The following is a 25848-nucleotide window of genomic DNA, read 5'->3' on the forward strand; positions in this document are numbered from 1 at the left end:
CCTTCTTGTGATGATGTTGCGCATTGTCGGGAGGCCAATTAGTCTCTTCAATATCGCAATATCAATGTTCACTTGCGCAACTATGCAAGCAAAGAAACCGAAGAGCCGCGCGCTGCTCGGGCAGCTCAGCGACATGGATCTGCGGCTGCTGCGGGTCTTCAAGGGCGTCGTGCAGTGCGGCGGAATGGCGGCGGCCGAACTCGAGTTGAATATCGGCATCTCGACGATCAGCCGGCACGTGAAGGACCTGGAAACGCGCCTCGGCCTCGTGCTGTGCCGGCGCGGCCGCGCGGGCTTCACGCTGACCGCCGAGGGGCAGACCGTCTACGAGGAAACGCTGCGACTGCTCGCGTCGATGGAAGCATTTAGAAGCAGAATAGACGGCATTCACGACAAGATGGGCGGAGAATTGCACGTCGCCGTGTTCGACAAGACGGCCACCAACCCGAACGCGCGGCTCGGCGACGCGATCCGCCAGTTCACGGACGAAGCGCCCGACGTCGCGCTGAACCTGCATGTCGCGTCGATCAACGAGGTCGAGCGCGGGATCATCGACGGCAGCTATCAGGTCGGGATCATCCCCGCGCACCGCAGCTCGGGCAGCCTCGTGTATTCGGAACTGTTCGACGAGCGGATGCTGCTGTACTGCGGCCGCCAGCACCCGCTCTTTGACGCACCGCACGGCAAGCTCACGTGGACGACGATCCGCAACCACGCGTTCGCCGGGCTCGGCTTCCATTCGCCGAACATGGAGCTGAGCCATCGCGCGAAGCTCACGCGCAGCGCGACGGCATCGGACCAGGAATCGATCGCGACGCTGATCCTCTCCGGCCGCTATCTCGGCTTCCTGCCCGACCATTACGCGGAGAGCTTCGAAAACAAGGGGCTGATGCAGCCGATCGCACCGCACCGCTTCAACTACCGGTGCCGGTTCGTGAGCCTGCTGCGCCGCTCGCCGCGGCCGTCGCGGGCCGCGCTGCTGTTCCAGTCGTGCCTCGAAGCCGCGCATGCGGTGGCGCGGCCGGGCGCCGACGTGTAGCCGGGGTCGGGCTTCGCTGGCGCCGCCGTCCGACGAGGGGGCTGCGGCCCGATCCGGCTCTGCGATAATGCGCACTTCCCGTTTCCGCTCCGCCTCCCGCCATGACGCAGCCGTCCGCCCCGCTCCCCAACGACCTGCCGCCGATTTCGTGCCTGCCCGGCGATGCGCTGCCGTGGCTGCCGATGAGCGCCGACCTGCCGGGGCTCGCGATCAAGTATTTGCATATCAATCCGGCGGAAGACACGCTGACCGCGCTGCTGAAAATGCCTGCCGGCGGCACGCTGCCGCGCCATCGCCACGACGGCGAGGTCTTCGTCCATACGCTGCAGGGTGCGTGGCGCTACCGCGAGTACGAATGGATCGCGCAGGCCGGCTCGACGGTGCTCGAACCGGCCGGGTCGGTGCATACGCCGGAAACGCTCGGCGCGCCCGGCGACGACGTGATCACGCTCAACGTGATGCGCGGCGATCTGGTTCTGCTCGACGACGACGGCCGCGAGACCGCGCGCGAGAATTGCCGCGTCGCGCTGCTGCGCCAGCGCAAGCATGCGCGCACCGCGCCGCACGATGCGGCGCCGTTCGTCACGCGATAAGACAGGCGACATCACCGCGTCGCGATCCGCACGGTGCCGGCACGCGCCAACGCGCGCATGACCGCCGGCGCACTTCGCCAGCCAGGCCGCCCCCGGGCGGCACTATCGAAAGCGCCGGAAGAATCGCCGAATATCGTCGGCCAGCAGTTCCGGCTCTTCCATCGCGGCGAAATGGCCGCCGCTCGGCATGTCGGTCCACTGCACGACGTCGAACACCCGTTCGAGCCAGCTGCGCGGCGGACGACTGATTTCCTTCGGAAAGCGTGCAAACGCGACGGGCACCGCCACACGTTGCCCGGCCGCGAAGCGCAGCGGCTGCAGCCGGTTTTCCCAATACATCTGCATTGACGAGCCGATGCAGCCGGCAAACCAGTAGAGCGAGATTCCGGTCAGCAGCGTGTCGTGCGAAAACCGTTTTGCGACGTCGCCATCGCAATCGCTCCACGTGCGGAATTTCTCGGCGATCCACGCGGCCAGCCCGGCCGGCGAATCGTTGAGCGCGACGGCCAGCGTCTGCGGCTTCGTCATGTGCACATGCGCGTATCCGCCCTCCAGCGCAGCCCACTCTCCACGCTGCGTCACAAATGCCCGTTCGTCCTCGGTCAGCGGCGAAGCCGCGTCGGCCGGAGGCTCGTAGCTGCCGGGCAGGTAGTTCAGATGGATACCGTCCACCGCATCGGGATGTCGCGCGCCGAGCGCAATCGACACGCCTGCGCCCAGATCGCCGCCTTGCGCGCCGAAGCGGCGATATCCGAGCCCGGACATCAACGTCGCCCAGCAGTCGGCGACCTGAAATGCCGACATGCCGGGTGCCGCCGGCGCTGGTGAGAACGCGAAGCCGGGAAGCGACGGCGCGACCACGTCGAACGCGTCGTGCGGATCGCCGCCGAAAGCGGCCGGATCGCACAGGCGATCGATCAGCGCGTCGAATTCGAATACGGAGCCCGGCCAGCCGTGCGTGATGACAAGCGGATACGGCTTCGGCCCCGCCCCACGCCGATGGATGAAATGCACGCGTTGCCCGCCTGCGTCCGCGACGAACTGCGGATGCCGGTTCAGCGCCCGCTCCGCCGCACGCCAGTCGAAACGCTCGCCCCAGTACGCAACCAGTTCGCGCAGCCACGCGCCATCCACGCCCTGCTGCCACGGCCCGGCGGGTGTCAGCACCGGCGCGCGCATGTCGCGCAGGCGCCGACGCAGGTCATCAAGCGCGTGATCGGGAATCGCAATATTGAACGGGACCGCGTGCATGGTGTCTCCTCGCGAGGAATGCCGGAGATTCTGCGCGATTTTTCAGACCCGCGCTGGCGGCGCGCGCCCGCGAGCGTCAGCCCGTTTCGCGCGCGTCCGCCCGCGCGTCGCGCCGCACGGCCTGCGGCGGCACGCCGAAGCCGCGCACGAACGCATCGCGCAGGTGGCGCCGGTCGCGGAAACCGTTCTCCTTCGCGATCACATCCAGCGAATGCCGGCTCTGCTCGATCATTAGCCGCGCGGCCTCGAGCCGCAGCCGCTCGATCGCCTTCGCCGGCGATTGCCCGGTTTCGAGCGTGAACACCCGGCTGAACTGGCGCGGACTCAGGTGGACGGCGTCGGCCAGTTCCTCGACGGTCAGCGCGCGCCCGAGATTCTGCCGCGCATAGTTCAGCGCATTCTGGATCCGGTCCGATTTCGGCGCGAGGTCGAGCATTTCCGAATGCTGCGACTGCCCGCCCGCGCGACGCTGGTGCATCACGAGCTTGCGCGCGACCGAGCGCGCGACGTCCGCGCCGAGATCCTTCTCCACCATCGCGAGCGCCAGGTCGAGGCCGGCCGTCATCCCGGCGGACGTCCAGATCGGGCCGTCGACGATGTAGATCCGGTCCTCCTCGACACGAATGTCCGGAAACAGCTTCTGCATGTCGCGTCCGTATGCCCAATGCGTCGTCGCGCGGCGCTGCGCGAGCAGCCCGGCCTCGGCGAGCACGAACGCGCCCGTGCAGGTGCCGGCGATCCGCCGCGCGCGCGCGTTCGGGCGCCGCAGGAACGCGACGACGCCGGCCGGCGCCGGCGACGCCAGCGGATCGTTGACGCCCGCGACGATCCACGTATCGACGTCGATCCGCCCGCGCAGCGCGCGCGTCGCGACCGGCAATCCGAGCGACGAACGCACGTCGCCGCCGTCGACGGAATAGTTGTCCATCACGTAGAAAGGCTCGCCCACGCCGAGGTTCGCGTACTCGAACACCGATTGCGCGGCGAGCGCCATGATCTGGAAGCCGTCGCTGATCAGAAAGCCGATGCGGTGCATGCGTATCTCCAGTGCCGGGGCATGATCGTCACGACCCACCCGATGTCCGAAATCATACCCATCTACGTCATTTGCGTCACCGCGATTCGAGGCCAGAATGCCTTCACGCACTCACCCTTTCCTCGACATGGAGCGACATCATGACTGAAGCACATCGCGGTACCGCCGTCATTACCGGCGCATCGTCCGGCATCGGCGCGATTTATGCGGACCGCCTCGCGCGCCGCGGCTACGACCTGATTCTGGTCGCGCGCAACCGCGACCGGCTGGCCACGCTTGCCGAGCGCATCACGAACGACACGCAGCGCAGCGTCGAGATCGTCGGCGCGAACCTCGACGACCGCGCGGCGCTCGCCACCGTCGAGGCGAAGCTGAAGGAGGACGCGAGCATCACGCTGCTCGTCAACAACGCGGGCGTCGGCACGCACGCGTCGCTGCTCGACAGCGACGTCGACGCGATGACGCGGATGATCGACCTGAACGTGACCGCGCTCATGCGCCTGACCTATGCCGCCGTACCCGGCTTCGTGGCGCGCGGGCGCGGCGCCGTCATCAACATCTCGTCGATCGTCGCGCTGTCACCGGAAACGCTCAACGGCGTCTACGGCGGCAGCAAGGCATTCGTGCTCGCGTTCAGCCAGTCGTTGCACCACGAACTCGCGAACCACGGCGTGCAGGTGCAAGCCGTGCTGCCCGGCGCGACCGCCACCGACTTCTGGCAGACCGGCGGCCTGCCGCTCGAACACCTGCCGAAGGAGATCGTGATGTCGGCCTCCGACCTGGTCGACGCAGCGCTGGTCGGCTTCGATCGCGGCGAACTCGTGACGATTCCGTCGCTGCACGCGGCCGACGAATGGGATGCGTACGAGGCCGCGCGCCGCACGATGGCGCCGCACCTGTCGACGGATTCGCCGGCGCCGCGCTACGCGGTGGCGCGCTAGTCGGGCAGTAGCCGCGTCGCGCCCGTGCCGTCCGGGCGCGACGCGCCCGAATCGAAGCGCGTCGACGGCGCTTGCGCCACCGCAGCCGTCGATGCCACGACGCATTCCGGACCCTGCGTTGCGTTCCCGCCAAAGCCGGATGCGCCCCGCTTGCCACGCATTTTCCGCGACGATAAGCTGCGCGTTTGCAACTCCCGAAGCAGCGCCAGGCGACATTCGTCCTATCATCGGCGCAATCGACCGTCGCGGAATTCAACCATGCGGTTCCGAATGTTCACCTCCGGGGCCGGCGACACACCCGCCTCCTCTCGCGTTCCCGCCGACGATCGCCCGGCGCTCGCGCCGTTGCCCGAACTCGAGACCGTGTGCCGTCTCGCCCGCGCGCACGTCGGCACGGCCGGCGCGTTCGTCACTTGCGCCGAAGCCGGCACACCGCATGTGGTGGCGTCCGACGGAACGCTGCCCGCCACGCTTTCTTCCGTGCACTTCCCGCCGCGCGTCGAGCGCACCTCGGCGGCCGACCGTCGATTCATCACACCCGAAGCGGGCGGCCTGCCGCTCGACGCACCGCATGTCGTCGCGGCCTGCGAACTGATTGCGGCCGACGGCACCACGCGCGGCGCACTGTGTATCGTCGGCGACGCGGGCCTGATGCTCGACGCCGCGCAACGCGCTTTCCTGCATGACCTCGCCACGCTCGCGGAACACGCGATCGCCCGCGCGAACGCGCAGGCCACGCTGCACGAACAGCTCGGCATCGTCGCGGAACGCAGCGCGCTGACCACGCTCGCGCTGACCGAAAGCGGCGCCGGCGTGTGGGATCGCAACGTGGAAACCGGCGAGATCCATTATTCGGCGGCCTGGAAGGCGCTGCTCGGCTACGCGCCCCACGAACTGACGAGCCGGATCGAAGACGCGTACGAACGGCTGCACCCGGACGATGTCGCCGACGTGAAGGCCGCGATGATCGCGCATTTCGAAAACCGCACCGACAGCTATGCGGTCGAGCACCGCATTCGCTGCAAGAACGGCACGTACAAATGGATCTGCAGCCGCGGCAGGGTCATCTCCCGCGACAGCAACGGGCGTGCGTTGCGCATGGTCGGCACGACCACGGACATCACCGCACTGCGCGAACTCGCCGGCCGGCTGAGCGACTCCGTCACGCTCGTGACGAACCTGACCGATCAGGTTCCCGGTCTCGTGTTTCAGCTGCGGCAGACTGCCGACGGCCGCCGGTTCTTTTCGTACGCGAGCGCGGGGGCGCGCGACATCTACGAACTGACGCCCGAGCAGATCGCCCACGACGCGGATGCGGTCGAGACCCGGATTCATCCGGCCGACCTGGTCGCCTACCGCCAGTCGCTGGCGGCGTCGGCCGAGCAACTGGCACCGTGGCGGCTCGAATACCGCGTGCTGCTGCCGGACCAGGGGATGCGCTGGCGCGAAGGCGACGCACGGCCGCAACGCATGCCGGACGGCGGCACGGTCTGGCACGGCTTCATCAGGGATGCGACCGAGCGCAAGCACATCGAGACCGAGCTGCACCGGATGGCGACGACCGATCACCTGACCGAACTGTCGAACCGCCACGCGTTCATGCGGCAAGGCGAAGCCGCGTTGCGCCGCGTGCGCGCGACCGGCCAGGACGCCGCGGTGCTGATGCTCGACCTCGACCACTTCAAGGCGCTGAACGACCGCTGGGGACATCCGTTCGGCGATCGCGCGCTCCGGCATTTCGCGCAGCTGCTGCTCGCGGAAATCGGGCCGGACGGCATCGTCGGGCGCATCGGCGGCGAGGAATTCGCGATCGTACTGCCGCACGCCGGGATCGATGCGGCGTGCGCGCTCGCGCGGCGCGTCCAGCAGCGCGCGGCCGATTCCATGCTCGTGCACGAGGATCAGGCGCTTGCGCTGACCGTCAGCATCGGCATCGACGCGATGCGCGCGTCCGACTTCGGCCCGTATCAGGCGCTATCGCGCGCCGACAAGGCGCTGTATGTCGCGAAGGAACGCGGCCGCAACCGGGTCGAGGTGTATCGACCCTAGCCGCGCACCGCGCCGGTGCGCACCCGTCAACGCGGCGCGAGCACCGCGTCACGCGAGGTCGCGCGCACGCCCAGCAGCATCGCGACGGCGCATGCGGCGAGCAATCCCGCGATCATCAGCATCGCCGAATCCATGCTGCCGGTGCGGGTGCGAATCACCCCGACGATCCACGGCGTGATCATCCCGCTCGATACGCCGATGCTGCTGATCAGCGCGATCCCGCCCGCCGCGCCGGCGCCGGAGAAATACGCGGACGGCACGGCCCAAAACACCGGATGCGCGGCGAAGATCAGCATCGCCGCGATCGACAGCAGCGCCATTATCGCGACGATGCTCGGCAGGTGCAGCGTCAGCAACGCGAGCGTCACCGCGCCGCCGAATGCGCACGCGGCGAAGTGCCAACGACGCTCGCGCTTGCGGTCCGAGCGCCGCGCGATCGCGATCAGGCCGGCCGCGCCGATCGCGTTCGGCACGATCGACAGCAGGCTGATCTGCACGACGTCATGAATGCCGAATTCGCGAATCATCAGCGGCATCCAGAATAGCAGCATCAGCAGCGCGGTCGTCAGCGAAAAATAGATGAACGCGAACAGGTACGTGCGCGGCTCGGCCAGCACCTGCCGCAGCGATGCGGCCGCGTGCGCGGGTGCGGCCGCGCGATCGGCGGCCAGGTCGGCCTCGAGCCGTTGCCGGTCGTCGTCGGACAGCCAGCGTGCCTGTTCAGGGCGGTCGCACAGCCAGAACCACGCGATCACGCCGAGCAGGATGGCGGGCGCGCCCTCGATCGCGAACATCCATTGCCAGCCGTGCAGCCCGAGCACGCCGGACATCCCGCGCATCAGCCAGCCCGACAGCAGCCCGCCGACCATCCCGGCCACCGCGACGCCCGCATAGAAGATCGACAGCACCGACGCGCGCCGGCGCGCGGGATACCAGTACGTCAGGTAGAACACGACACCGGGGAAGAAGCCGGCCTCGAAAAGCCCGAGCAGGAAGCGCAGCACGTAGAAATGCTTCGCGCTGTCGACGGTGATCATCGCGACCGACACCGCGCCCCACAGGAACATGATCCGCGCGAACGTGCGGCGCGCGCCGAAGCGGCGCAGCAGCGCGTTGCTCGGCACCTCGAACAGCACGTAGCCGACGAAGAACAGCACCGCGCCGAGGCTGTACATCGCGTCGGTCAAGCCGAGATCCTGCCGCATCTGCAACTGCGCGAAGCCGATGTTGCTGCGGTCGAGGATCGACACGATGTAGCAGATGAACAGGAACGGCACGATCCGCACGCCGATGCGGCGGTACAGCGCGTCGTTGTCCGACGGGCGCGACGCGGCCGCGACGGGATGCGCGGCGTCCGCTTGAAGATGGGCTGACATCGATCGTCTCCTCGATGGATGCGAATACGGGGCCGACAGGACACGCAACGCCGGGCGCTGCCGGCCCGCCTGCAGCGCCCGGCCGTGGTTCAGGCCCGCCGCGCGGGTTCGCCCTTCGCGCCGAGCATCAGCGCCGCGCCGCTCAGCGCGAGCAGCGCCGCCAGCAGGTACACGGCGAGATCCATGCTGCCGGTGCGCGTGCGGATCAGCCCGATCACCCACGGGCTGACGATGCCGCTCGTGATCCCGATGCTGCTGATCAGCGCTATCCCGGCCGCGGCCGCATTTCCCGACAGATAGCGGGTCGGCACGGCCCAGAAGATCGGCAGCGCGGCGAAGATCAGCGTCGCCGCGATCGACAGGCACGCCAGCATCGCCGCGAAGCTGTGCAGGTGCAGCGTCAGCGCCGCGAGTGCGAGGCCGCCGCCGATCGTGCAGCACGCGAAGTGCTTGCGGCGCTCGCCGGTGCGGTCCGAGCGGCGCGCGATGAGGATCAGCCCCACCGCGCCGACCGCGTTCGGCACGACCGTATACAGGCTCACGGCCACGACGTCGGTCACGCCGAAGTCGCGGATCATCAGCGGCATCCAGAAATTGAGCGTGAGCGACGCGCAGGTCAGCGAGAAGTAGACGAACGCGAACAGGTAGACGCGCGGGTTCGCGAGCGCGGCCATCAGGCTGCGTGTGTCGTGCGCGCCGTGCGCACGGCCGTCGCCGCACAGCGCGGCGACACGCGCCTTTTCGTCGGACGTGAGCCACGCGGCGTCCTGCGGCCGGTCGACGAGATAGGCAAACGCGAAGCACGCGAGCACGATCGCCGGCGCACCTTCGATCGCGAACATCCACTGCCAGCCGTACAGCCCGAGCACGCCGCTCATGTCGCGCATGATCCAGCCCGACATCAGGCCGCCGAGCACGCCGGCCACCGCGACGCCCGCGAAGAACACCGAGATCGCCGCCGCGCGGCGGTTCGCGGGGAACCAGTAGGTCAGATACAGCACGATGCCGGGAAAGAAGCCGGCCTCGAACACGCCGAGCAGGAAGCGCAGCACGTAGAAATGCGACGGCTGCGACACGAACATCATCCCGGTCGACGCGACGCCCCACAGCAGCATGATCCGCGTGAACGTACGGCGCGCGCCGAAGCGCGCGAGCAGCAAGTTGCTCGGCACCTCGCAGAACACGTAGCCGACGTAGAACACCGCGGCGCCGAGGCCGTACATCGCGTCGCTGAAGCCGAGGTCGTGCTTCATCTGCAGCTGCGCGAAGCCGATGTTGATGCGGTCGAGGAACGACACGACGTAGCAGAGGAACAGGAACGGCACGATCCGCCATGCAATCTTGCGGAACAGCAGCGCGTCGCCGGCGTCCGACGCCGGTGTGGATTCATATGCGGAAGCCGACGCCGCAGCACTCGCGTGTGCGATCGTCGCTTCGGCGGGAAGCGATCGGGGCATGTCTCTCTCCAAACGGGCCGCGCGATTCGAGCGCGCAGCAGTCTCCGAGGGCGTACGTGCGCCCTGCATTCTTGTGAGACCGGAAGCCGGCGCGCTGAACCGCGGCCCAATGCCGCCGTCGTTCAGGCGCCGTCAGTAAAACGGCAGGACGCCCGCCTGGACGCCGCGCCGCGGTGAGCCGCTCAGTCCTGCAGCGCGTCCCACATTTCCTTGTCGCGCTGCGCGGTCCAGATGCGCGGATGCGTGATGCCGCTCGCCTCGTCGAACGCGCGCGACACGTCGAACGGCAAACAGTGCTCGTAGATGAACACGTTGCCGAACTTCGGATCCATCGCTTCGCGCGTGAGCGCCATCGCCGCCTTCAGGTCGAGCTTGCGCTCGACGGCCTTGCGGCCCTGCGCGAGCAGCGTCGTCACGAAATCCTTCGTGTAGTCGAGGCCCTTGTCGACCTCGGCCGGATTCAGCAATGCGGGGCCGCGGCCGGGCACGAGCTTTTCCGCGCCGAGCGCGCGCAGCGCCTCGAGCGTGGCCGGCCATTGTTCGAGCTGCGCGTCGCCGCAATAGCAGGCCGCGTCGTATTCGACCAGGTCGCCGGAGAACAGCACCTTCTGCGACGGCAGCCAGACGATCGTGTCGCCCTTCGTGTGGCCCGAGCCGACGTGCATGATCTTCACTTCGAGCTTGCCGAGGAACAGCGTGATCTCGCGCTCGAACACGAGCGTCGGCCAGGTCAGGCCCGGCACCGTCTCGACGCCCGCGAACAGGCGCGGAAAGCGCTCGATCTCCGACTTCATGTCGGCCTCGCCGCGCTCGACGATCATCTCGTACGTGCCGCGGCTCGCGATCACGTGCTGCGCGCCTTCGTCGAAATACGCGGACGCGCCGAGCACGCGCACCGCGTGGTAATGCGACAGCACGACGTGCTTGATCGGCTTGTCGGTCACGCTGCGGATCTTCGCGATCAGGTCTTGCGCCATCGCGGGCGTCGCGGTCGTGTCGACGATCAGCACGCTGTCGTCGCCGATGATCACGCCCGAGTTCGGGTCGCCTTCGGCGGTGTACGCGTACGCGTTCTCGGACAGCTGCGTCCAGGTGACTTTCTTCTCTTCCAGATCGGCTTGGGAGGCGAATGCTTTGGCCATGTTGCGTTCCGTGGCTGCGAGCCATGTGTTGAGGGGAGTGAGCGGATCATCTGCCCGCACCGATTATTTGTCAATGACAAAGTCGCTTGCTATTGTCTAATGCGGGTAAACCTGTGGGCTGGCGCGTCAAATGGCGTCGGATACCATGCGGGGTTTCGTCAACGGAAGAATCATCGCGTGCAGAACCATGAAGTCAGCGCGGACGACGCGCCGCCCAAGGCGCAGCGCGGGATCCAGAGCGTCGAGGTCGGCGGCCGGCTGCTCGACGCGCTCGCGCGCCGGCGCAAGCCGCTCGGGCTGTCGGAGCTGGCGGCCGCGGCCGACCTGTCGACCGCGCAGGCGCACACCTATCTCGTCAGCCTGACGCGGCTCGCGCTCGTGAAACGCGACGCGCTCACGGGCAACTACGAGCCAGGGCCGCTGTCGCTGCGGCTCGGGCTGATGTCGATCGAGCGCCAGCCGGCCTATCGCGCGGCGCTGCCGTATGCGGCGCGGCTCGCGGAAGCGGTCGGCCTGAGCGTCGCGCTGTCGGTGCCGGGCGTGCTCGGGCCCACGATCGTGCGCATCGAGCACGGCGGCTATCCGCTGCACGTGAACCTGCACGTCGGATCGGTGATGTCGCTTGACACGACGGCGACCGGCCGGGTGTTCCGCGCGTTCGGCGACCCCGCGCAGCTCGACGCGATGGCGGCCAGCCAAGCCGGCGCCGGCGACACGCTCGCGGGCGCGGAAGGCGTCCAGCCCACGTCCGACGCCGGCGCGTGGCAGGCCGAACTCGACGCGATCCGCGCGCGCGGGATCGAGCGCGGCGTGGACCTGCCGAGCCCCGGCGTCAGCGCAATGTGCGTGCCGGTGCTGGACGCGGACGGACGTCTGCAACTCGCGTTGACGGTGATCGGCTCGACCGGATCGATCGATGTCGGATGGGACGGCCCGATCGCGACGGCGCTGCGCGACGCGGCACGGCTAGCCACTGCGTCGCTCGGCGCGGGACGCGATGCGCCGCCGATCGCGCCGGGCATGCTCCCGGCCACGCAGCGCATGCCGCCCGCGCTCGCCGACGATACGAAAGCGCAACGCGGCATCAACGCGCTCGACAGCACGGGCGAGCTGCTGCTGGCGCTCGTCTCGGCGGGTCGTGCACTGCCGTTGCGCGACCTCGCGGCGGCGGCCGGCATGCCGGCCGCGAAGGCATTTCCGCATCTGGTGAGCCTGCAGAAGATCGGCCTGCTGAGCCGCGACGACGCCGGCTGCTTCGGCGGCGGGCCGCTCGGCCAGGCGCTCGGCCTGATCGCGATGCAGCGCGTGTCGCCGACGCGCGATGCGGAAGCCGAGATCGTCGCGCTGGCGGCCGCGACCGACATGAGCGTGGCTGCCGCGACGCTCGGGCCGCTCGGGCCGACCGTGATCCGCCTCGAGGAATCCGCGCGGCCGCAGCACGTGAGCCTGCAGGTCGGCACGGTGATGTCGCTCGTGAATACCGCGATAGGGCGGATCTTCGCGGCCGGCATGTCCGACGACGTGCTGGCCGGCCTGCTGACCGACGAGCCGGTGCGCCTCGCCGGCCGCGCGACGCAGGTCGACGACGCATTCCGCGCACGGCTCGCGACGATCCGCGCGGACGAGCTCGATTTCGCGTTCGATGCGCCGGTGCCGGGCATCGGGACGATCGCCGCGCCCGTGTTCGATCACACCGGCAGCATCCGGCTCGTGATCGCGATCATCGGTTCGTCGCGCGGCTTCCCGCGCGGGCCAGAAAGCGAACTCGCACATGCGCTGCTCGCCGCGACGCGCCGCCTGTCGTGGCGCTTCGGATGGATCGGCGCGTAAGCACCGCTCTGCTGCCGCCCCCTTTCTCCCCGCCTGACAACCCTTTCCGTCCGTCAATGCGCGGCCGTGCTCGCCACGGCCTCGTTACGCCTGTCCGCCATGCAGAAACAGGCGCAATTCATGTTGCGCAGCAGCAACAGAAATTGTCAGTAATTCTCATATAACGAAATCGCATTTCACAACGCGGCGACGCTCCTCTATCATTAGGGTTATCCCTAACTCGCCACCTACATGGGGCTTCGTCATGCAAACGTCTAATGTCTCCGATCGTTCCACCCAATCCGCTGGCTGGCTCGCACGTGTTGGCGAGCTGCTTGCAGAAGCATGGGCGCTGCACCTCGAGACCTGCGAAATCATCGCTGAAGCGCACGCACGCCTGCCGCGCTGAGCGCAGCGCCACGCCGCCGGCCGGCGGCACGCCATCCATCCGACCCGCCTGCCGGGACGCGCACCAAAAGGCTGCCGCGCCCGGCATCGGCGTGACGGATGAAGGCCGCGAAAGCCCGCGGAAGATTCATCCGTTTTACCGCCCCGCAGGCATTGCCCGCCTGTTTCCGGCGCCGGGCCGCGCCCACTCGACGCGACAGCCCGATTACCACGTTGCTTCAACACAACCGCGAATATCGTCGTCACGACGATCCGCGGCCCATCTCTCCTGCCGTCACACCTGAATTGACGGCACGTCTTTCATGCACCGCAGCGCGAACATCGAGCGGCTATGGCGGATGCTCGAAATCCGGTACAGCTTCTCGCGCAGGAAGCGCTCATAGCCCGCCGTGCCGTCCACCGCAACCTTGATCCAGTAGTCGTATTCGCCCGACACGAGGTAGGCCTCGAGCACTTCGGGCAGCGCCGCGAGTTCGGCGCCGAAACGCGCGAGCGCGTCGTCCTCATGGCGATCGAGCGTGACTTCGAGGATCACGATGTCCGCGTAGCCGAGCATGCGCTGGTTGACCAGCGCGACGTAGCCGTCGATGTAACCGTCGAGCTCGAGCTGCCGCGTGCGGTTCCAGCATGCGGTGGTCGACATGCCGATCTGTTCGGCCAGTTCGGCGTTCGACAGACGCGCATTCTTTTGCAGTGCACCGAGGATCTTGCGGTCCTGGTTGTCGAGGGTTTTTGGCGTGCGTTCGCGGGTAGCCATGACGTAAAGAATTTTCTACTGGAAATCGGCATTCTATCTGAACAGGATTCCGGTTTCAGGCGCACTTCACTGGAAAACAGGAAGCCTTTTAACCGGCCCGCTTGATACATTTTCTCCATGCCTGTCGTCCGGCACGCTCCCCGCGACAACCCCTTCGCACCGGGACGCCCGGCCGCAATCACGAGTTGCGGCGCCGGACACGCAGGCATGCAATGTCCCGCCTCCCGCGCGCCTATCCGGCTGCACGGGCTGGCGCCTGATCCTTCGTTTTCCGCACCTCCCGTCATGTCGTTCAGGCTCTATCTGTCGTTCCTCGCTGCGTCCGTCGTCCTCATCTACGCCCCCGGCCCCGTCAACCTCCTCACGATGAACCAGGCATTGCGCACCGGCTGGCGCCGCGCGCTGCCGTGCGTATGGGGCGGCACGCTCGCCGTGCTGCTGCAGCTCGCGCTGACCGCGCTGTGCCTGAATTCGCTGGTCCACCTCGACGAGCACGCGCTGACCGTGCTGCGCTGGGCCGGCGCCGCCTACCTCGTGTGGCTCGGCGGTAAGCAATGGCTCGGCCGCGCGCAACTCGCCGCGCCCGCCGCGTCGACGCAGCCCGGCAGCGCCGCACCCGACGACACCGACAGCGGACGCGCGCTGTTCTGGCGCGGCCTCGCCACCTCCGGCCTGAATCCGAAGACGCTGCTGTTCTTTCCGTCGTTCTTTCCGCAATTCATCGTTCCGAGCGCAGACTGGAGCCTGAACGCGCAGTTCCTGCTGCTCGCGACGTCCTTCGCGCTGCTGTTCGCCGGCGGCATTGCGTCGATGGCGCTCTTCTCGCACCGGCTGAGCCGTGTGCTGCAGCGTCCCGCGCGGATGCGCGCGATGAACCGAGTGACGGGCGGGCTGCTGGTCGGCATGGGCGCAATCATGGTCGGCTGGAACTGAGACCGAGCGGCCGCGCGCGCGGGTGCCGGGTCACCCGCGCGCCCCGCGAAAAAGCAGCCGATCGCCGAATGCTTTAGGGTAGCGCCTGGTTCGTTGGACATACCCGGCTCGACCGGGTGATTGCATGAAGCACGTCACTACCCGCCTGCGGCGCCTGTTCGCGCCGATCGGCCTGCACTGGTATCTCGCTCTCCTCCTCGCGCTCGATGCACTGATGGTGCTGCGCCCCGTCGTCGCCCATGCGAAGCTCGGCGTGCATCGTGCGTGGCTCACCGATGCGCTGAATCTCGTCGATAACGCCGGCCTCGTCGTGCTGCCGCAGGTCGTCGTCGCGGCCGGCCTCGCGACGATGGCCATCGGCATCGTGCTGCGTGCGCGCCTCGCGTGGGTGCTGTCGATCCTGCTGCTGGTCGCGGCCGCCGCGATCAGCATCCTCGGCGGCTACCGCAGCAACGCGGTGTTCGTGTACACGGCCGTGCTGGCCGTCACGCTGATCTACTACTGGCGCCATTTCGACCGCGCGAGCGTCGCCGCGAGCAGCCTGTTCGCGCTGCTCAGCATCGTGTCTCTGCTGATCTACGCGACCTTCGGCGTGCTGTATCTCGGCGACGAATACACGCCGCCGGTCCACGACCTCGCCACGGCCGTCTACTTCTCGATCGTGTCGATGTCGACGGTCGGCTACGGCGACATCGTCCCGCACGCGCCCACCGCGCGCCTCTTCACCGCATCGGTGATCGTGCTCGGCATCACCGTGTTCGCGACATCGATCAGCGCGGTGGTCGGGCCGGTGATCGGCGGCAACCTGAAACGGATCGTCAAGGGAGGTATTTCGAACGTGATCCGCAAGCATCATTTCCTGATCGTCGGCGCGACGCCCGTCGCGCATGCAGTACACGAAGGGCTGCGCAAGCGCGGCTACGCCGTGACCGTCATCGTGCCGGCCGGCGTCGAGCACAACTATGCAGGCGGGACCGACCTGATCGTCGGCGACGCCACCGACCACGCGGTGCTGGAACGCGCCGGCGCGGCAACGGCCCGCGCGGTGCTCGCGCTGCGCTCCGACGATGCCGAGAATGCGTTCATCATCCTCGCGATCCGCGAGATCGCGTCGACGGTGCGTACCGTCGCGCTCGTGAACCAGCAACGCAACCTCGAGCGGCTGCGCCTGCTGAAGCCGGACATGGTGTTCTCGCCGCAGCAGCTCGCGGGCGAACTGCTCGCCAGCACGCTCAACGACGAACCGGTCGACAAGTCGGTGATCTCGCACCTGCTGTTCGGCACCGACGCCGCCGCGTGACCGGTGCCGGCCGACGCGCGGCCGGTACAATCGCGCGATGTCCGAATTGCTCACTTACGGCGGCCTGTTCGCCGTGTCGATGGTCGCCGCGACCCTGCTGCCGCTCCAGTCCGAAGCCGTGCTCGCCGGCCTGCTGCTCGCCGGACGCGAGCCCGTGTGGGCGCTGTTGCTGGTCGCGAGCGTCGGCAACGTCGCGGGCTCGGTGGTCAACTGGGCGCTCGGCCGCGGCATCGAGCACTTCCGCGAGCGCCGCTGGTTCCCGGTCAAGCCGGCCGCGCTCGCGCGCGCCGAGCGCTGGTATGCGCGCTACGGCCGCTGGTCGCTGCTGCTGAGCTGGGCGCCGGTGGTCGGCGATCCGCTGACGATGGTCGCCGGCGTGCTCCGCGAGCCGCTGCCGACCTTCCTCGCGATCGTCACGATCGCGAAGGTCGGGCGGTATCTGGCCGTCGCGTGGCTCGTGATGCACTGACGCTGCCCGCCTGCGTCGGGCGAACCTGCTCGCCCCTTCGGCTTCGCACCGTTAAAGAATCCACCGAAGCTGCCGTATTCCTTACGGTATGCGGTGGCGCGTGCGTTCCGCCTCTCTCCCTCTCGACTCAGGATTCGTATCCGGCACGATGCGCGACATCGTCCAGCGCGTCGATCAGGTCAGCACGCTGATCGGCGAGATCAGCGCCGCGTCGCGCGAGCAATCGACCGGCATCGAGCAGGTGAATCAGGCCATCACGCAGATCGGCGAGGCGACGCAGCAGAACGCGACGCTGATCTCGGATGCCGAACGCGCGGCCGTCGCGTTGCGCGACCAGGCCGCGCAACTGGCGGAAGCCGTCAGCGTGTTCCGGCTGGCCCGCGACGCGTGACGCACGACGAACGGCCGGGCAACTGCCCGGTCGCGTCGATTACTTCTTGTCCCCGGCCAGGTCGATCGCCTTGTCCGACCCGACCGCGTTGCGCAGCTGGAATTTCTGGATCTTGCCGGTCGACGTCTTCGGCAACTCACCGAAGCGCACGACCTTCGGCACCTTGAAACCCGCGAGCAACTGCCGGCAGTGCGCGACGATTTCCTCCTCGGTCGCGCTCATGCCGTTGCGCAGCTCGACGAACGCGCACGGCACCTCGCCCCATTTCGGGTCCGGCATCGCGACCACCGCCGCGACCTCGACGGCCGGATGCCGGTACAGCGCGTCCTCGACCTCGATGCTCGAGATGTTCTCGCCGCCGGAAATGATGATGTCCTTGCGGCGATCCTTGATGCGGATATAGCCGTCCGGCGTCAGCACGCCGAGATCGCCCGTATGGAACCAGCCACCGTGGAATGCCTCGTCCGTCGCGTGCGGGTTCTTCAGGTAACCCTTCATGCAGATGTTGCCGCGGAACATGATCTCGCCGAGCGTCTCGCCGTCGGCCGGCACCGGCGCCATCGTGTCCGGGTCGAGCACCGTCGCGCCCGCTTCCAGGTGATAGCGCACGCCCTGCCGCGCATTGAGCCGCGCGCGCTCGTCGTCGGGCAGTTCGTCCCAGTGCGCCTGCTTCGCGCACACGGTCGCGGGGCCGTAGACCTCGGTCAATCCGTACACGTGCAGCAGGTCGAAGCCGATCTCCTTCATCTTCGCGATCACGGCCGGCGCGGGCGCGGCACCGGCGACCATCGCGTGCACCGTGTGATCGATGCCCGCGCGTAACTCGGCCGGCGCATTCGCGATCGCGCTCTGCACGATCGGCGCGCCGCAGTAATGCGTGACGCGTTCGCGGCGGATCAGGTCGAACACCGTCTTCGCGTCGAACTTGCGCAGGCAGACGTTCACGCCCGCGCGCGCCGCGACCGCCCACGGGAAGCACCAGCCGTTGCAATGGAACATCGGCAGCGTCCAGAGATACACCGCGTGCTTCGGCATGTCCCATTCGAGGATGTTGCTGATCGCCGCGAGATACGCGCCGCGATGGTGATAGACGACGCCCTTCGGGTCGCCGGTCGTGCCGGACGTGTAGTTCAGCGCGATCGCCTCCCACTCGTCGGCGGGGGGCGTCCATGCGTAGTCCGGGTCGCCGCCCGCGACGAACGCTTCGTAGTCGGTCGCGCCCGCGAAGCGCGCGGGGTCGGCCGGCATCGCGTCGGCGACGCTGACGATCTTCAGGCCCGGCACTTCGAGCGCCGCGCGATGCGCGAGCTCCGCGTATTCGGTGTCGACGATCAGCACCTTAGCTTCGCCGTGACGCAGCATGAACAGCACCGACGAAATGTCGAGCCGCGTGTTGATCGTGTTGAGCACGGCGCCGGCCATCGGTACGCCGAAGTGCGCCTCGACCATCGCCGGGATGTTCGGCAGCAGCGCCGCGACCGTCTCGCCGCGCGCGACGCCGGCCCGCGCGAGCGCGCTCGCGAGCTGCTTCGCGCGCTTGTAGGTCTCGCCCCACGTGCGCCGCACGTCGCCGTGCACGATCGCGAGGCGCTCGCCGTAGACTTCGGCCGCGCGGACCAGAAAGTCGATCGGCGTGAGCGGCACGTAGTTGGCGTCGCGGCGGCCGAGTCCGGCCTCGAACATCTGCGTCATGATCCTGTCTCCCGTTTTCTGCCGGCCGACGTGCATGCACCCCGATCGGTCTTGATGTGGTTCAATTGCCGATAGCCTAACGGGCGCTATTGTGAGCCGTCTGTCATCGAAACGACAGAGTGCCCGATGAACGCTGCGCGTTATCCCTATCCTCGCAAACCCGCACCCATGCACGACCACTCCGTTGCGCCGCCCGACGCGGCCGCTCCGCCGGACCACTCGCCGGCCGACCCGCCGCCCGAACCGGGCCCGTTGCCCGCCCTGTCCGCGCTGTTCGGCCAGTGCGCGTGGTTCCGCGCGCTGGCGCCGGAACACCAGGCGCTGGTGCTCGCGCAGTCGCACGCGGAACGGCACGAAGCCGGCGACGTGATCGCGCAGCGGCTCGCGCCGTCCGAATACTGGATCGGCGTGCATCGCGGATTGCTCAAGCTGGCGATCTTCAACGCGTCGGGGCGCGGCTGCACGTTTTCCGGCGTGCCGTCGGGCGGCTGGTTCGGCGAAGGCAGCGTGATCAAGCGCGAGTTGCGCAAGTACGAAGTCGTCGCCGTCCAGCGCTCGATCGTGCTGTTCGTCCCGGTCGACACGTTCCATGCGCTGCTCGACACGAGCCTGCCGTTCACGCGCTTCGTGATCCATCAATTGAACAACCGGATGGGCGAGTTCATCGCGTCGATCCAGAACAGCCGGCTGCTCGACGTCGACGCGCGTGTCGCGCAGGCGCTCGCGCAGTTGTTCAACCCGGCGCTGTACCCGGACACCGGCCCGTCGCTCGCGATCTCTCAGGAGGAACTGGGGATGCTCGTCGGCGTGTCGCGGCAGCGGATCAACCAGGCGTTGCAGCAGCTCGAGAAACGCGGCGTGTTGCGGCTCGCGTACAACCAGATCGAGGTCGTCGATCTGGCCGCGCTGGCGCGGGTCGGGATGGAACAGATCTGAGCGACGCCGGATGAGCGGAACCGTCGGCGCTGCGGCATGCGCGTGCGGCACGGCGGCGGTTTCCGGGTGCCTGCGCCCGCGCGCTTTTCATCCGATGAATCGGCCTTTCGTCGCCCCGCCCCAACCTGACAATTCCGCCAGTTTCGCGCCAGTGACCCGTTCCGCCCCGACGCCTATCATTCGGGTTCCCTTTATCGACGCCTGATCACCGCCTGTCCCGCTGCCTCCATGTGGATCGTCAATCTCGCGCTCAGGCGCCCCTACACGTTCATCGTGATGGCCATCATGATCGTGCTGGCCACCCCGCTTGCGCTGATGCGCACGCCCGTCGACGTCCTGCCGGCGGTCAACATTCCCGTCATCAGCGTGATCTGGAATTACAACGGCTTCTCCGCGAAGGAGATGACCAACCGGATCACGGCCGTCCATGAACGGATCCTGACGACGACCGTCAACAATATCCAGCACATCGAGTCGACCTCGCTGCCCGGCATCGCGGTCGTGAAGGTGTTCCTGCAGCCCGGCGCGAACGTGCAGACGGCGATCGCGCAGACGGTCTCGTCCGCGCAGGCGATCGTGCGGCAGATGCCGCAGGGCGCGACGCCGCCGCTCGTGATCACCTATTCCGCGTCGAGCATCCCGGTGATCCAGCTCGGGTTATCCAGCAAGACGCTCAGCGAACAGTCGCTCGCCGACATCGCGCTCAACTTCCTGCGCCCGCAACTGATCACGATCCCGGGTGCGCAGATCCCGTTTCCGTACGGCGGCCGCACGCGCGTGGTCGCGATCGACCTCGACCCGCAGGCGCTGCTCGCGAAGGGCCTCACGCCCGCCGACATCGTCAACGCGGTCAACGCGCAGAACCTCGTGCTGCCGACCGGCACCGCGAAGATGGGCCAGACCGAATACCGGATCGACACGAACGCGTCGGCCGACACGATCGCCGACATCAGCGGCCTGCCGGTGCAAACCGTCAACGGCGCGACGACCTACCTGCGCGAAGTCGCGTCGGTGCGCGACGGCTTCGCGCCGCAGACCAACGTCGTGCGCCAGAACGGCCAGCGTGGCGTGCTGATGTCGATCCTGAAGACCGGCGACGCGTCGACGCTGAAGGTCGTGTCGGACCTGAAGGCGTTGCTGCCGAAGGTGATCCCGACGCTGCCCGAAGGGCTCACGATCACGCCGCTGTTCGACCAGTCGGTGTTCGTCAACGCCGCCGTGCAGGGCGTGATCCGCGAGGCGCTGATCGCGGCCGTGCTGACCGCGATGATGATCCTGCTGTTCCTCGGCAACTGGCGCAGCACGCTGATCATCGCGATCTCGATTCCGCTGTCGATCTTCGCGTCGCTGATCGCGCTCTCCGCACTCGGCGAGACCATCAACATCATGACGCTCGGCGGGCTCGCGCTCGCGGTGGGGATCCTGGTCGACGACGCGACCGTCACGATCGAGAACATCGAGCGGCATCTGCATCTCGGCACGGGCGGAGCCGACCCGGGCGTGCCGGGCAGCCCCCTCGGGGGGCAGCGACCGGAGGGCGCGTTGGCGTCGTCGGCAAGCACCCGCCTGCACGATGCGATTCTCGAAGGCGCGGGCGAGATCGCGGTGCCCGCGTTCGTCTCGACGCTGTGCATCTGCATCGTGTTCGTGCCGATGTTCTTCCTGACGGGCGTCGCGCGCTTCCTGTTCGTGCCGCTCGCCGAAGCCGTGGTGTTCGCGATGCTCGCGTCCTACGTGCTGTCGCGCACGCTCGTGCCGACGCTCGCGATGCTGCTGTTCCGCCCGCAGCAGGCCACCACCGGCCCCGACCACTCGACGTCGCGTTTCGCGCGCCTCCATCACGCGTTCAACGCCGCGTTCGAGCGGCTGCGCGCGTGGTACATCGTGCTGCTCAGCATCCTGCTGGTGCGCCGCCGCTTCTACGCGACGTGCTTCCTCGGCTTCTGCGTGCTGTCGACCGGCCTCGTGTTCGTGCTCGGCCGCGACTTCTTCCCGAACGCCGATTCCGGCAACATCCGGCTGCACATGCGCGCACCGACCGGCTACCGGATCGAGGAAACCGCGCGCCTCGCCGACCAGGTCGAGCGCGTGATCCGCGAAGCCGTGCCGCCGGACGAACTCGGCGCGATCGTCGACAACCTCGGGCTGCCGGTGAGCGGCATCAACCTGTCGTACAGCAACAGCGGCACGATCGGCACGCTCGACGGCGAACTGATGATCGCGCTGAAGCCCGGCCATCGCTCGACCCAGCACTACGTGCAGACGCTGCGCACGCTGCTGCCGCAGCGCTTCCCCGGCGTCGAGTTCTTCTTTCAGCCGTCGGACATCATCACGCAGATCCTCAACTTCGGTCAGCCGGCCGCGATCGACGTGCAGGTGCTCGGCAACGATCTCGCGAGTAACATGGCTATCGCGAGCAGCCTGATGAAAAAGATCAGGCAAATCCCCGGCACCGTCGACGTGCACGTACTGCAGCGCAACGACGAACCGACCCTGGTGGCCGACATGGACCGTACGCGCATGCAGCAGCTCAGCCTCTCCGCGCAAAACGTCGCGCAGAACATGCTGATCTCGCTGTCCGGCAGTTCCCAGACGACCCCGTCGTTCTGGATCAATACGCGCACCGGCGTCCAGTACCCGCTGCAGATCCAGACCCCGCAATACAACATCGCGTCGATCGACGACCTACTCGGCACGCCGGTTTCCGCGAGCGGGCGCACGGGCATGCCGCTGCAGCTGCTCGGCAACCTCGTGCAGATCCACCCCGTCACGAACCCGGCCGTGATCACGCATTACAACATCCGCCCGGCGATCGACCTGTACGTGAGCGTCGAGGGCCGCGACCTCGGCTCGGTCGCGGGCGCGATCGACCGGATCGTGTCCGACGCGCGCGCGACGCTGCCGCGCGGCACCGACCTCACGGTGCGCGGCCAGGTCGAGACGATGCGCACGTCGTACATCGGTCTCGGCGCGGGCGTCGCGATGGCGATCGTGCTCGTCTACCTGCTGATCGTCGTGAATTTCCAGTCGTGGCTCGATCCGCTGATCATCATCAGCGCGATGCCTGCCGCGCTCGCCGGCATCGCGTGGATGCTGTTCATCACCGGCACGCATCTGAGCGTGCCCGCGCTGACGGGCGCGATCATGACGGTGGGCGTCGCGACCGCGAACAGTATCCTTGTCGTGTCGTTCGCGCGCCAACGCCTCGCCGCCGGCGCGCCGCCGCTCACGGCCGCGCTCGAGGCCGGCGCGACGCGGATCCGCCCGGTGCTGATGACGGCGCTCGCGATGATCATCGGGATGGTGCCGATGGCGCTCGGTCTCGGCGAAGGCGCCGAGCAAAACGCGCCGCTCGGCCGCGCGGTGATCGGCGGCCTGCTGTTCGCCACCGTTTCGACGCTGCTGTTCGTGCCGCTCGTGTTCGGCGGCGTGCATTCGAGGCTGGCCCACCGGCGCGCGCGCCAGGCCGGACGCTGACTTTCGCCCCTAGCCTTTAGACCCGGTCAATTCATGGAAGAGAAACATCACAGCTCCGTCGGCATCCAGGTGGACGAACACGGCATGCACCTGCCGACGCGCACGTCGGTGTCGCGGCGCGGCCGGATCGTGCTGATCGTGGTCGGCGTGCTGCTGGCCGCGGGCGCCGCGCGCACGATCGTCGTCAACGTGCTGAACCGCAACCGGCTCGACGCCGTGGCCGAGCAGAACACGCGCCAGTACGTGAACGTCGTGCATCCGGTCGATGCGGCCAGCGGCGGCAAGCTCACGCTGCCCGGCACGCTGCGCGGCTTCGTCGAGGCGCCGATCTATGCGCGCGCGAGCGGCTACGTGCTGCGCTGGCAGGCCGACATCGGCGCGCACGTGAAGCAGGGGCAACTCCTCGCCGAGCTCGACACGCCCGAGCTCAACCAGGAACTCGCGCAGGCCACCGCGCAGCGTCAGCAGGCGCAGGCCGCGCTCGCGCTCGCGAAGACGTCGTTCGACCGCGCGCAGCAACTGCGCCAGCGCGATGCGGTGTCGCAGCAGGAACTCGACGACCGGCAAGGCGCGTTCAACCAGGGCAGCGCGAACCTCGCGGCGGCCGATGCGAACATGCGCCGGCTCACCGAACTGAAGGGCTTCCAGCGCATCGTCGCGCCGATCGACGGGATCGTCACGCAGCGCAACGTCGACGTCGGCGATCTCGTCAATTCCGGCAACGCGGGCCGCTCGCTGTTCACGGTCGTGCAGGCCGACCGGTTGCGCCTGTATGTGCAGGTACCGCAGGCGTATGCGCAGCAAATCAAGGTCGGCCAGCACGTCAGCGTCGCGCAGGCCGAGCTGCCTGGCCAGACCTTCGACGGCACGATCACGCGCACGTCCCAGGCAATCGACGTCGCGACGCGCTCGCTGCAGATCGAGATCACGCTGCCGAACCCGGACGGACGGCTGCTGCCCGGCGCATACGTGCAGGCGACGCTGCCGATGACGCCGGTCGGCCGCCTGCAGATTCCGGCCAACACGCTGCTGTTCCGCGCCGAAGGGACGACCGTCGCGACCGTCGACGCGAACGGCCAGGTGCGCCTGAAGGCGGTGACGGTCGCGCGCACGATCGGGCAGACGCTCGAAGTGGACGGCCCGCTCACGCCGAATGACCGCCTCGTCGCGAACCCGAGCGATGCGCTCGCGAACGGCGACGCCGTCATCGTGCAGGCGCCGCCGGCCGTGAAGCCGGCATCCGCCGCCGCGGGAGCGAAGTCGTGAGCGCGATGCGCGCCCGCCTGCACCCCGCCGCGCTCCTGGCCGCCGTCGCGGTCGCGGCCCTTGCCGGCTGCACGGTCGGCCCCGACTACCGGCGCCCCGCCGTCGAAACGCCGGCCGCCTGGCGGCTCGACCCGGCAGACGCGTACTGGCACCCGGCCGCACCGGCCCGTGCGCCGCTCGATCCGGCCTGGTGGACCGCCTTCGGCGACGCGCAGCTGAACGCGCTCGAAGCCGACGCGTTGCGCAACAACCAGAACCTGAAGGCCGTCGCCGCACGCTACGACCAGGCAAAGGCGACGCTCGCGTCGGTCGCGTCCGCGCAGTATCCGGCCGTCGGCCTGAACGCGAGCGGCCAGCGTTTCAAGATCTCCGCCGACCGGCCGCAGACCAACTACGCGACGCGGAGCACGTCGACCGTCCAGAACGACATCCAGGTCGGTGCAAGCGCCAGCTATGAACTCGACCTGTTCGGCCGCGTGCGGCGCAGCGTCGAATCCGCGCAGGCCAGCTCCGAGCAGGCGCGCGACGATTTCGCGAGCGCGCGCCTCGTGCTGACCGCCGATCTCGCGTCGAGCTACTTCGCGCTGCGCGAGCTCGACACCGAGATCGACGTCGTCAAGCGCTCGATCGACCTGCAGCAGAAGGCGCTCGACTACGTGAGCGCGCGCCACGACCTCGGCGCGGTGTCCGGCCTCGATCTGCTGCAGCAACGCGCGCAGCTCGACGCGACGCGCACGCAGGCACAGCTGCTGATCCAGCAGCGCGCGCAGGTCGAGACCGCGATCGCGACGCTGGTCGGCACGCCGGCCCCCGAATTCTCGCTGCCGCCGCGCGTGGTGCCGATCAACGCGCCCGCGCTGCCGACCGGGATGCCCAGCGACCTGCTGCAGCGGCGCCCCGACGTCGCGTCGGCCGAACGCGCGATGGCGGCCGCGAACGCGCAGATCGGCGTTGCGCGCGCCGCGTATTTCCCGCGCATCACGCTGTCGCCGGACATCGGCTGGGATGCGACGCGCTTCGCGGGCCTGTTCACCGTGCCGGCGCTGCTGTGGTCGGTCGGCGCGTCGGTCAGCCAGCCGCTGTTCGAAGGCGGCAAGCTGAAGGCCGGCGTCGATTTCGCGCAGGCCGGCTACGTGGCCGCGCAGGCCAGCTACCGGCAGACCGTGCTCACCGCGTTCCAGGAGGTGCAAAATGCGGTGACGGGCCTGTCGGTGCTGGCCGAAGCCGCGCAGCAGGCATCGGCGGCCGTCGACGACGCGCGCAAGCTCGTGTCGCTCGCGCAGGACCGCTATGCGGGCGGCCTCACGCCGTTCATCGACGTGCTGACCGCCCAGCAGCAGTTGCTGACGAGCGAGCGCCAGGCCGCGCAGATCCAGGGCCAGCGCGCGGCGCTCGTCGTGTTTCTCGCGAAGGCGCTCGGCGGCGGCTGGGACGGCGGCGCGACCGGCGGCGCCACGCCGACCGACGTCGCAACGGCGAACCTCCCGCGCGCCGCGAGCGTCGGCCCCTAACCCGGTTACAAGGAC

Annotated in this window: 20 protein-coding genes and 1 pseudogene; 14 read left to right on the forward strand and 7 right to left on the reverse strand. The window is 68.4% G+C overall.

The window, feature by feature from the left end:
• Positions 1-82 precede the first annotated feature (82 nt).
• Both WS75_RS06005 and WS75_RS06010 read left to right on the forward strand, forming a co-directional pair.
• Complete coding sequence (locus WS75_RS06005; protein ID WP_059679592.1) at positions 83-1039, forward strand: LysR family transcriptional regulator; 957 nt, start codon at positions 83-85, stop codon at positions 1037-1039.
• A gap of 101 nt (positions 1040-1140) precedes the next feature.
• A complete protein-coding gene (locus WS75_RS06010; protein ID WP_059679593.1) occupies positions 1141-1632 on the forward strand; it encodes a 2,4'-dihydroxyacetophenone dioxygenase family protein in 492 nt (163 codons plus the stop codon).
• 102 nt (positions 1633-1734) lie between these two features.
• Here WS75_RS06010 and WS75_RS06015 read toward each other — a convergent pair whose 3' ends face one another.
• Positions 1735-2883 carry an epoxide hydrolase family protein gene (locus tag WS75_RS06015; protein WP_059679594.1) on the reverse strand — a complete coding sequence of 383 codons (1149 nt, stop codon included), beginning with the start codon at positions 2881-2883 and terminating at the stop codon, positions 1735-1737.
• Between the two features lie 76 nt (positions 2884-2959).
• The gene (locus WS75_RS06020) at positions 2960-3919 is read right to left on the reverse strand and encodes a GlxA family transcriptional regulator (RefSeq protein ID WP_059679595.1); all 960 of its coding nucleotides are present in this window, start codon (positions 3917-3919) and stop codon (positions 2960-2962) included.
• A gap of 140 nt (positions 3920-4059) precedes the next feature.
• Here WS75_RS06020 and WS75_RS06025 point away from each other — a divergent pair, with 140 nt between their 5' ends.
• Together WS75_RS06025 and WS75_RS06030 are read left to right on the forward strand one after the other, a co-directional pair.
• Positions 4060-4860: an SDR family NAD(P)-dependent oxidoreductase gene (locus WS75_RS06025; protein WP_059679596.1), complete on the forward strand. Its 801-nt coding sequence runs from the start codon at positions 4060-4062 to the stop codon at positions 4858-4860.
• 270 nt (positions 4861-5130) lie between these two features.
• A complete protein-coding gene (locus WS75_RS06030; RefSeq protein ID WP_059679597.1) occupies positions 5131-6909 on the forward strand; it encodes a sensor domain-containing diguanylate cyclase in 1779 nt (592 codons plus the stop codon).
• A 26-nt stretch (positions 6910-6935) separates the two neighbouring features.
• Here WS75_RS06030 and WS75_RS06035 read toward each other — a convergent pair whose 3' ends face one another.
• The 3 genes from WS75_RS06035 to WS75_RS06045 all read right to left on the reverse strand — a co-directional run bounded on the left by WS75_RS06035 (position 6936) and on the right by WS75_RS06045 (position 10884).
• The gene (locus WS75_RS06035) at positions 6936-8285 is read right to left on the reverse strand and encodes an MFS transporter (protein ID WP_059679598.1); all 1350 of its coding nucleotides are present in this window, start codon (positions 8283-8285) and stop codon (positions 6936-6938) included.
• Positions 8286-8374: 89 nt separating this feature from the next.
• The gene (locus tag WS75_RS06040) at positions 8375-9742 is read right to left on the reverse strand and encodes an MFS transporter (protein ID WP_059679599.1); all 1368 of its coding nucleotides are present in this window, start codon (positions 9740-9742) and stop codon (positions 8375-8377) included.
• A gap of 182 nt (positions 9743-9924) precedes the next feature.
• Entirely contained in the window at positions 9925-10884 is a 960-nt protein-coding gene (locus WS75_RS06045) for an MBL fold metallo-hydrolase (protein ID WP_059679600.1), read from the reverse strand.
• A 177-nt stretch (positions 10885-11061) separates the two neighbouring features.
• Between WS75_RS06045 and WS75_RS06050 the strand changes: the two genes are divergently transcribed.
• Together WS75_RS06050 and WS75_RS34045 are read left to right on the forward strand one after the other, a co-directional pair.
• Complete coding sequence (locus WS75_RS06050; protein WP_059679601.1) at positions 11062-12714, forward strand: IclR family transcriptional regulator; 1653 nt, start codon at positions 11062-11064, stop codon at positions 12712-12714.
• Between the two features lie 244 nt (positions 12715-12958).
• Positions 12959-13102, forward strand: a complete 144-nt coding sequence (locus WS75_RS34045; protein WP_179948877.1) for a hypothetical protein — start codon at positions 12959-12961, stop codon at positions 13100-13102.
• Positions 13103-13375: 273 nt separating this feature from the next.
• Here the strand turns inward: WS75_RS34045 and WS75_RS06055 are convergent, their stop codons facing one another.
• The gene (locus WS75_RS06055) at positions 13376-13858 is read right to left on the reverse strand and encodes an Lrp/AsnC family transcriptional regulator (RefSeq protein WP_006755380.1); all 483 of its coding nucleotides are present in this window, start codon (positions 13856-13858) and stop codon (positions 13376-13378) included.
• Positions 13859-14143: 285 nt separating this feature from the next.
• On the opposite strand from WS75_RS06055, the gene WS75_RS06060 reads away from it, so the two are divergent.
• The 4 genes and pseudogenes from WS75_RS06060 to WS75_RS06075 form a co-directional block, all read left to right on the forward strand.
• Entirely contained in the window at positions 14144-14791 is a 648-nt protein-coding gene (locus WS75_RS06060; RefSeq protein ID WP_059679602.1) for a LysE family translocator, read from the forward strand.
• Positions 14792-14915: 124 nt separating this feature from the next.
• Positions 14916-16091, forward strand: a complete 1176-nt coding sequence (gene kch / locus WS75_RS06065) for a voltage-gated potassium channel protein (RefSeq protein ID WP_059679603.1) — start codon at positions 14916-14918, stop codon at positions 16089-16091.
• Positions 16092-16128: 37 nt separating this feature from the next.
• Positions 16129-16560, forward strand: coding sequence for a YqaA family protein (locus tag WS75_RS06070; protein WP_059679604.1), 432 nt, complete (start codon positions 16129-16131; stop codon positions 16558-16560).
• A 142-nt stretch (positions 16561-16702) separates the two neighbouring features.
• A pseudogene (locus WS75_RS06075) lies at positions 16703-16951 on the forward strand (methyl-accepting chemotaxis protein); the annotation flags it as partial.
• A gap of 39 nt (positions 16952-16990) precedes the next feature.
• Here WS75_RS06075 and WS75_RS06080 read toward each other — a convergent pair.
• Positions 16991-18643, reverse strand: a complete 1653-nt coding sequence (locus tag WS75_RS06080) for an acyl-CoA synthetase (protein WP_059679744.1) — start codon at positions 18641-18643, stop codon at positions 16991-16993.
• 168 nt (positions 18644-18811) lie between these two features.
• Between WS75_RS06080 and WS75_RS06085 the strand changes: the two genes are divergently transcribed.
• The 4 genes from WS75_RS06085 to WS75_RS06100 all read left to right on the forward strand — a co-directional run bounded on the left by WS75_RS06085 (position 18812) and on the right by WS75_RS06100 (position 25833).
• On the forward strand, positions 18812-19579 hold the full coding sequence (locus WS75_RS06085; protein WP_059679606.1) for a Crp/Fnr family transcriptional regulator: 768 nt from the start codon (positions 18812-18814) through the stop codon (positions 19577-19579).
• Between the two features lie 228 nt (positions 19580-19807).
• The gene (locus WS75_RS06090; protein ID WP_059679607.1) at positions 19808-23056 is read left to right on the forward strand and encodes an efflux RND transporter permease subunit; all 3249 of its coding nucleotides are present in this window, start codon (positions 19808-19810) and stop codon (positions 23054-23056) included.
• Between the two features lie 33 nt (positions 23057-23089).
• A complete protein-coding gene (locus tag WS75_RS06095; protein WP_059679608.1) occupies positions 23090-24322 on the forward strand; it encodes an efflux RND transporter periplasmic adaptor subunit in 1233 nt (410 codons plus the stop codon).
• Positions 24323-24327: 5 nt separating this feature from the next.
• Positions 24328-25833 carry an efflux transporter outer membrane subunit gene (locus WS75_RS06100; protein WP_059679745.1) on the forward strand — a complete coding sequence of 502 codons (1506 nt, stop codon included), beginning with the start codon at positions 24328-24330 and terminating at the stop codon, positions 25831-25833.
• The last annotated feature ends 15 nt before the right edge of the window (positions 25834-25848 follow it).

Source organism: Burkholderia sp. FL-7-2-10-S1-D7, assembly GCF_001524185.1.
GTDB lineage: Bacteria > Pseudomonadota > Gammaproteobacteria > Burkholderiales > Burkholderiaceae > Burkholderia > Burkholderia diffusa.

Coding starts and splice junctions, on each gene's coding strand:
- WS75_RS06020 (WP_059679595.1), bottom strand. CDS start 3,919: ATGCACCGCATCGGCTTTCTGATCAGCGACGGCTTCCAGATCATGGCG.
- WS75_RS06095 (WP_059679608.1), top strand. CDS start 23,090: ATGGAAGAGAAACATCACAGCTCCGTCGGCATCCAGGTGGACGAACAC.
- WS75_RS06080 (WP_059679744.1), bottom strand. CDS start 18,643: ATGACGCAGATGTTCGAGGCCGGACTCGGCCGCCGCGACGCCAACTAC.
- WS75_RS06025 (WP_059679596.1), top strand. CDS start 4,060: ATGACTGAAGCACATCGCGGTACCGCCGTCATTACCGGCGCATCGTCC.
- WS75_RS06010 (WP_059679593.1), top strand. CDS start 1,141: ATGACGCAGCCGTCCGCCCCGCTCCCCAACGACCTGCCGCCGATTTCG.
- WS75_RS06035 (WP_059679598.1), bottom strand. CDS start 8,285: ATGTCAGCCCATCTTCAAGCGGACGCCGCGCATCCCGTCGCGGCCGCG.
- WS75_RS34045 (WP_179948877.1), top strand. CDS start 12,959: ATGCAAACGTCTAATGTCTCCGATCGTTCCACCCAATCCGCTGGCTGG.
- WS75_RS06090 (WP_059679607.1), top strand. CDS start 19,808: ATGTGGATCGTCAATCTCGCGCTCAGGCGCCCCTACACGTTCATCGTG.
- WS75_RS06070 (WP_059679604.1), top strand. CDS start 16,129: ATGTCCGAATTGCTCACTTACGGCGGCCTGTTCGCCGTGTCGATGGTC.
- WS75_RS06030 (WP_059679597.1), top strand. CDS start 5,131: ATGTTCACCTCCGGGGCCGGCGACACACCCGCCTCCTCTCGCGTTCCC.
- WS75_RS06100 (WP_059679745.1), top strand. CDS start 24,328: ATGCGCGCCCGCCTGCACCCCGCCGCGCTCCTGGCCGCCGTCGCGGTC.
- WS75_RS06015 (WP_059679594.1), bottom strand. CDS start 2,883: ATGCACGCGGTCCCGTTCAATATTGCGATTCCCGATCACGCGCTTGAT.
- WS75_RS06085 (WP_059679606.1), top strand. CDS start 18,812: ATGCACGACCACTCCGTTGCGCCGCCCGACGCGGCCGCTCCGCCGGAC.
- WS75_RS06005 (WP_059679592.1), top strand. CDS start 83: ATGCAAGCAAAGAAACCGAAGAGCCGCGCGCTGCTCGGGCAGCTCAGC.
- kch (WP_059679603.1), top strand. CDS start 14,916: ATGAAGCACGTCACTACCCGCCTGCGGCGCCTGTTCGCGCCGATCGGC.
- WS75_RS06045 (WP_059679600.1), bottom strand. CDS start 10,884: ATGGCCAAAGCATTCGCCTCCCAAGCCGATCTGGAAGAGAAGAAAGTC.
- WS75_RS06060 (WP_059679602.1), top strand. CDS start 14,144: ATGTCGTTCAGGCTCTATCTGTCGTTCCTCGCTGCGTCCGTCGTCCTC.
- WS75_RS06040 (WP_059679599.1), bottom strand. CDS start 9,742: ATGCCCCGATCGCTTCCCGCCGAAGCGACGATCGCACACGCGAGTGCT.
- WS75_RS06055 (WP_006755380.1), bottom strand. CDS start 13,858: ATGGCTACCCGCGAACGCACGCCAAAAACCCTCGACAACCAGGACCGC.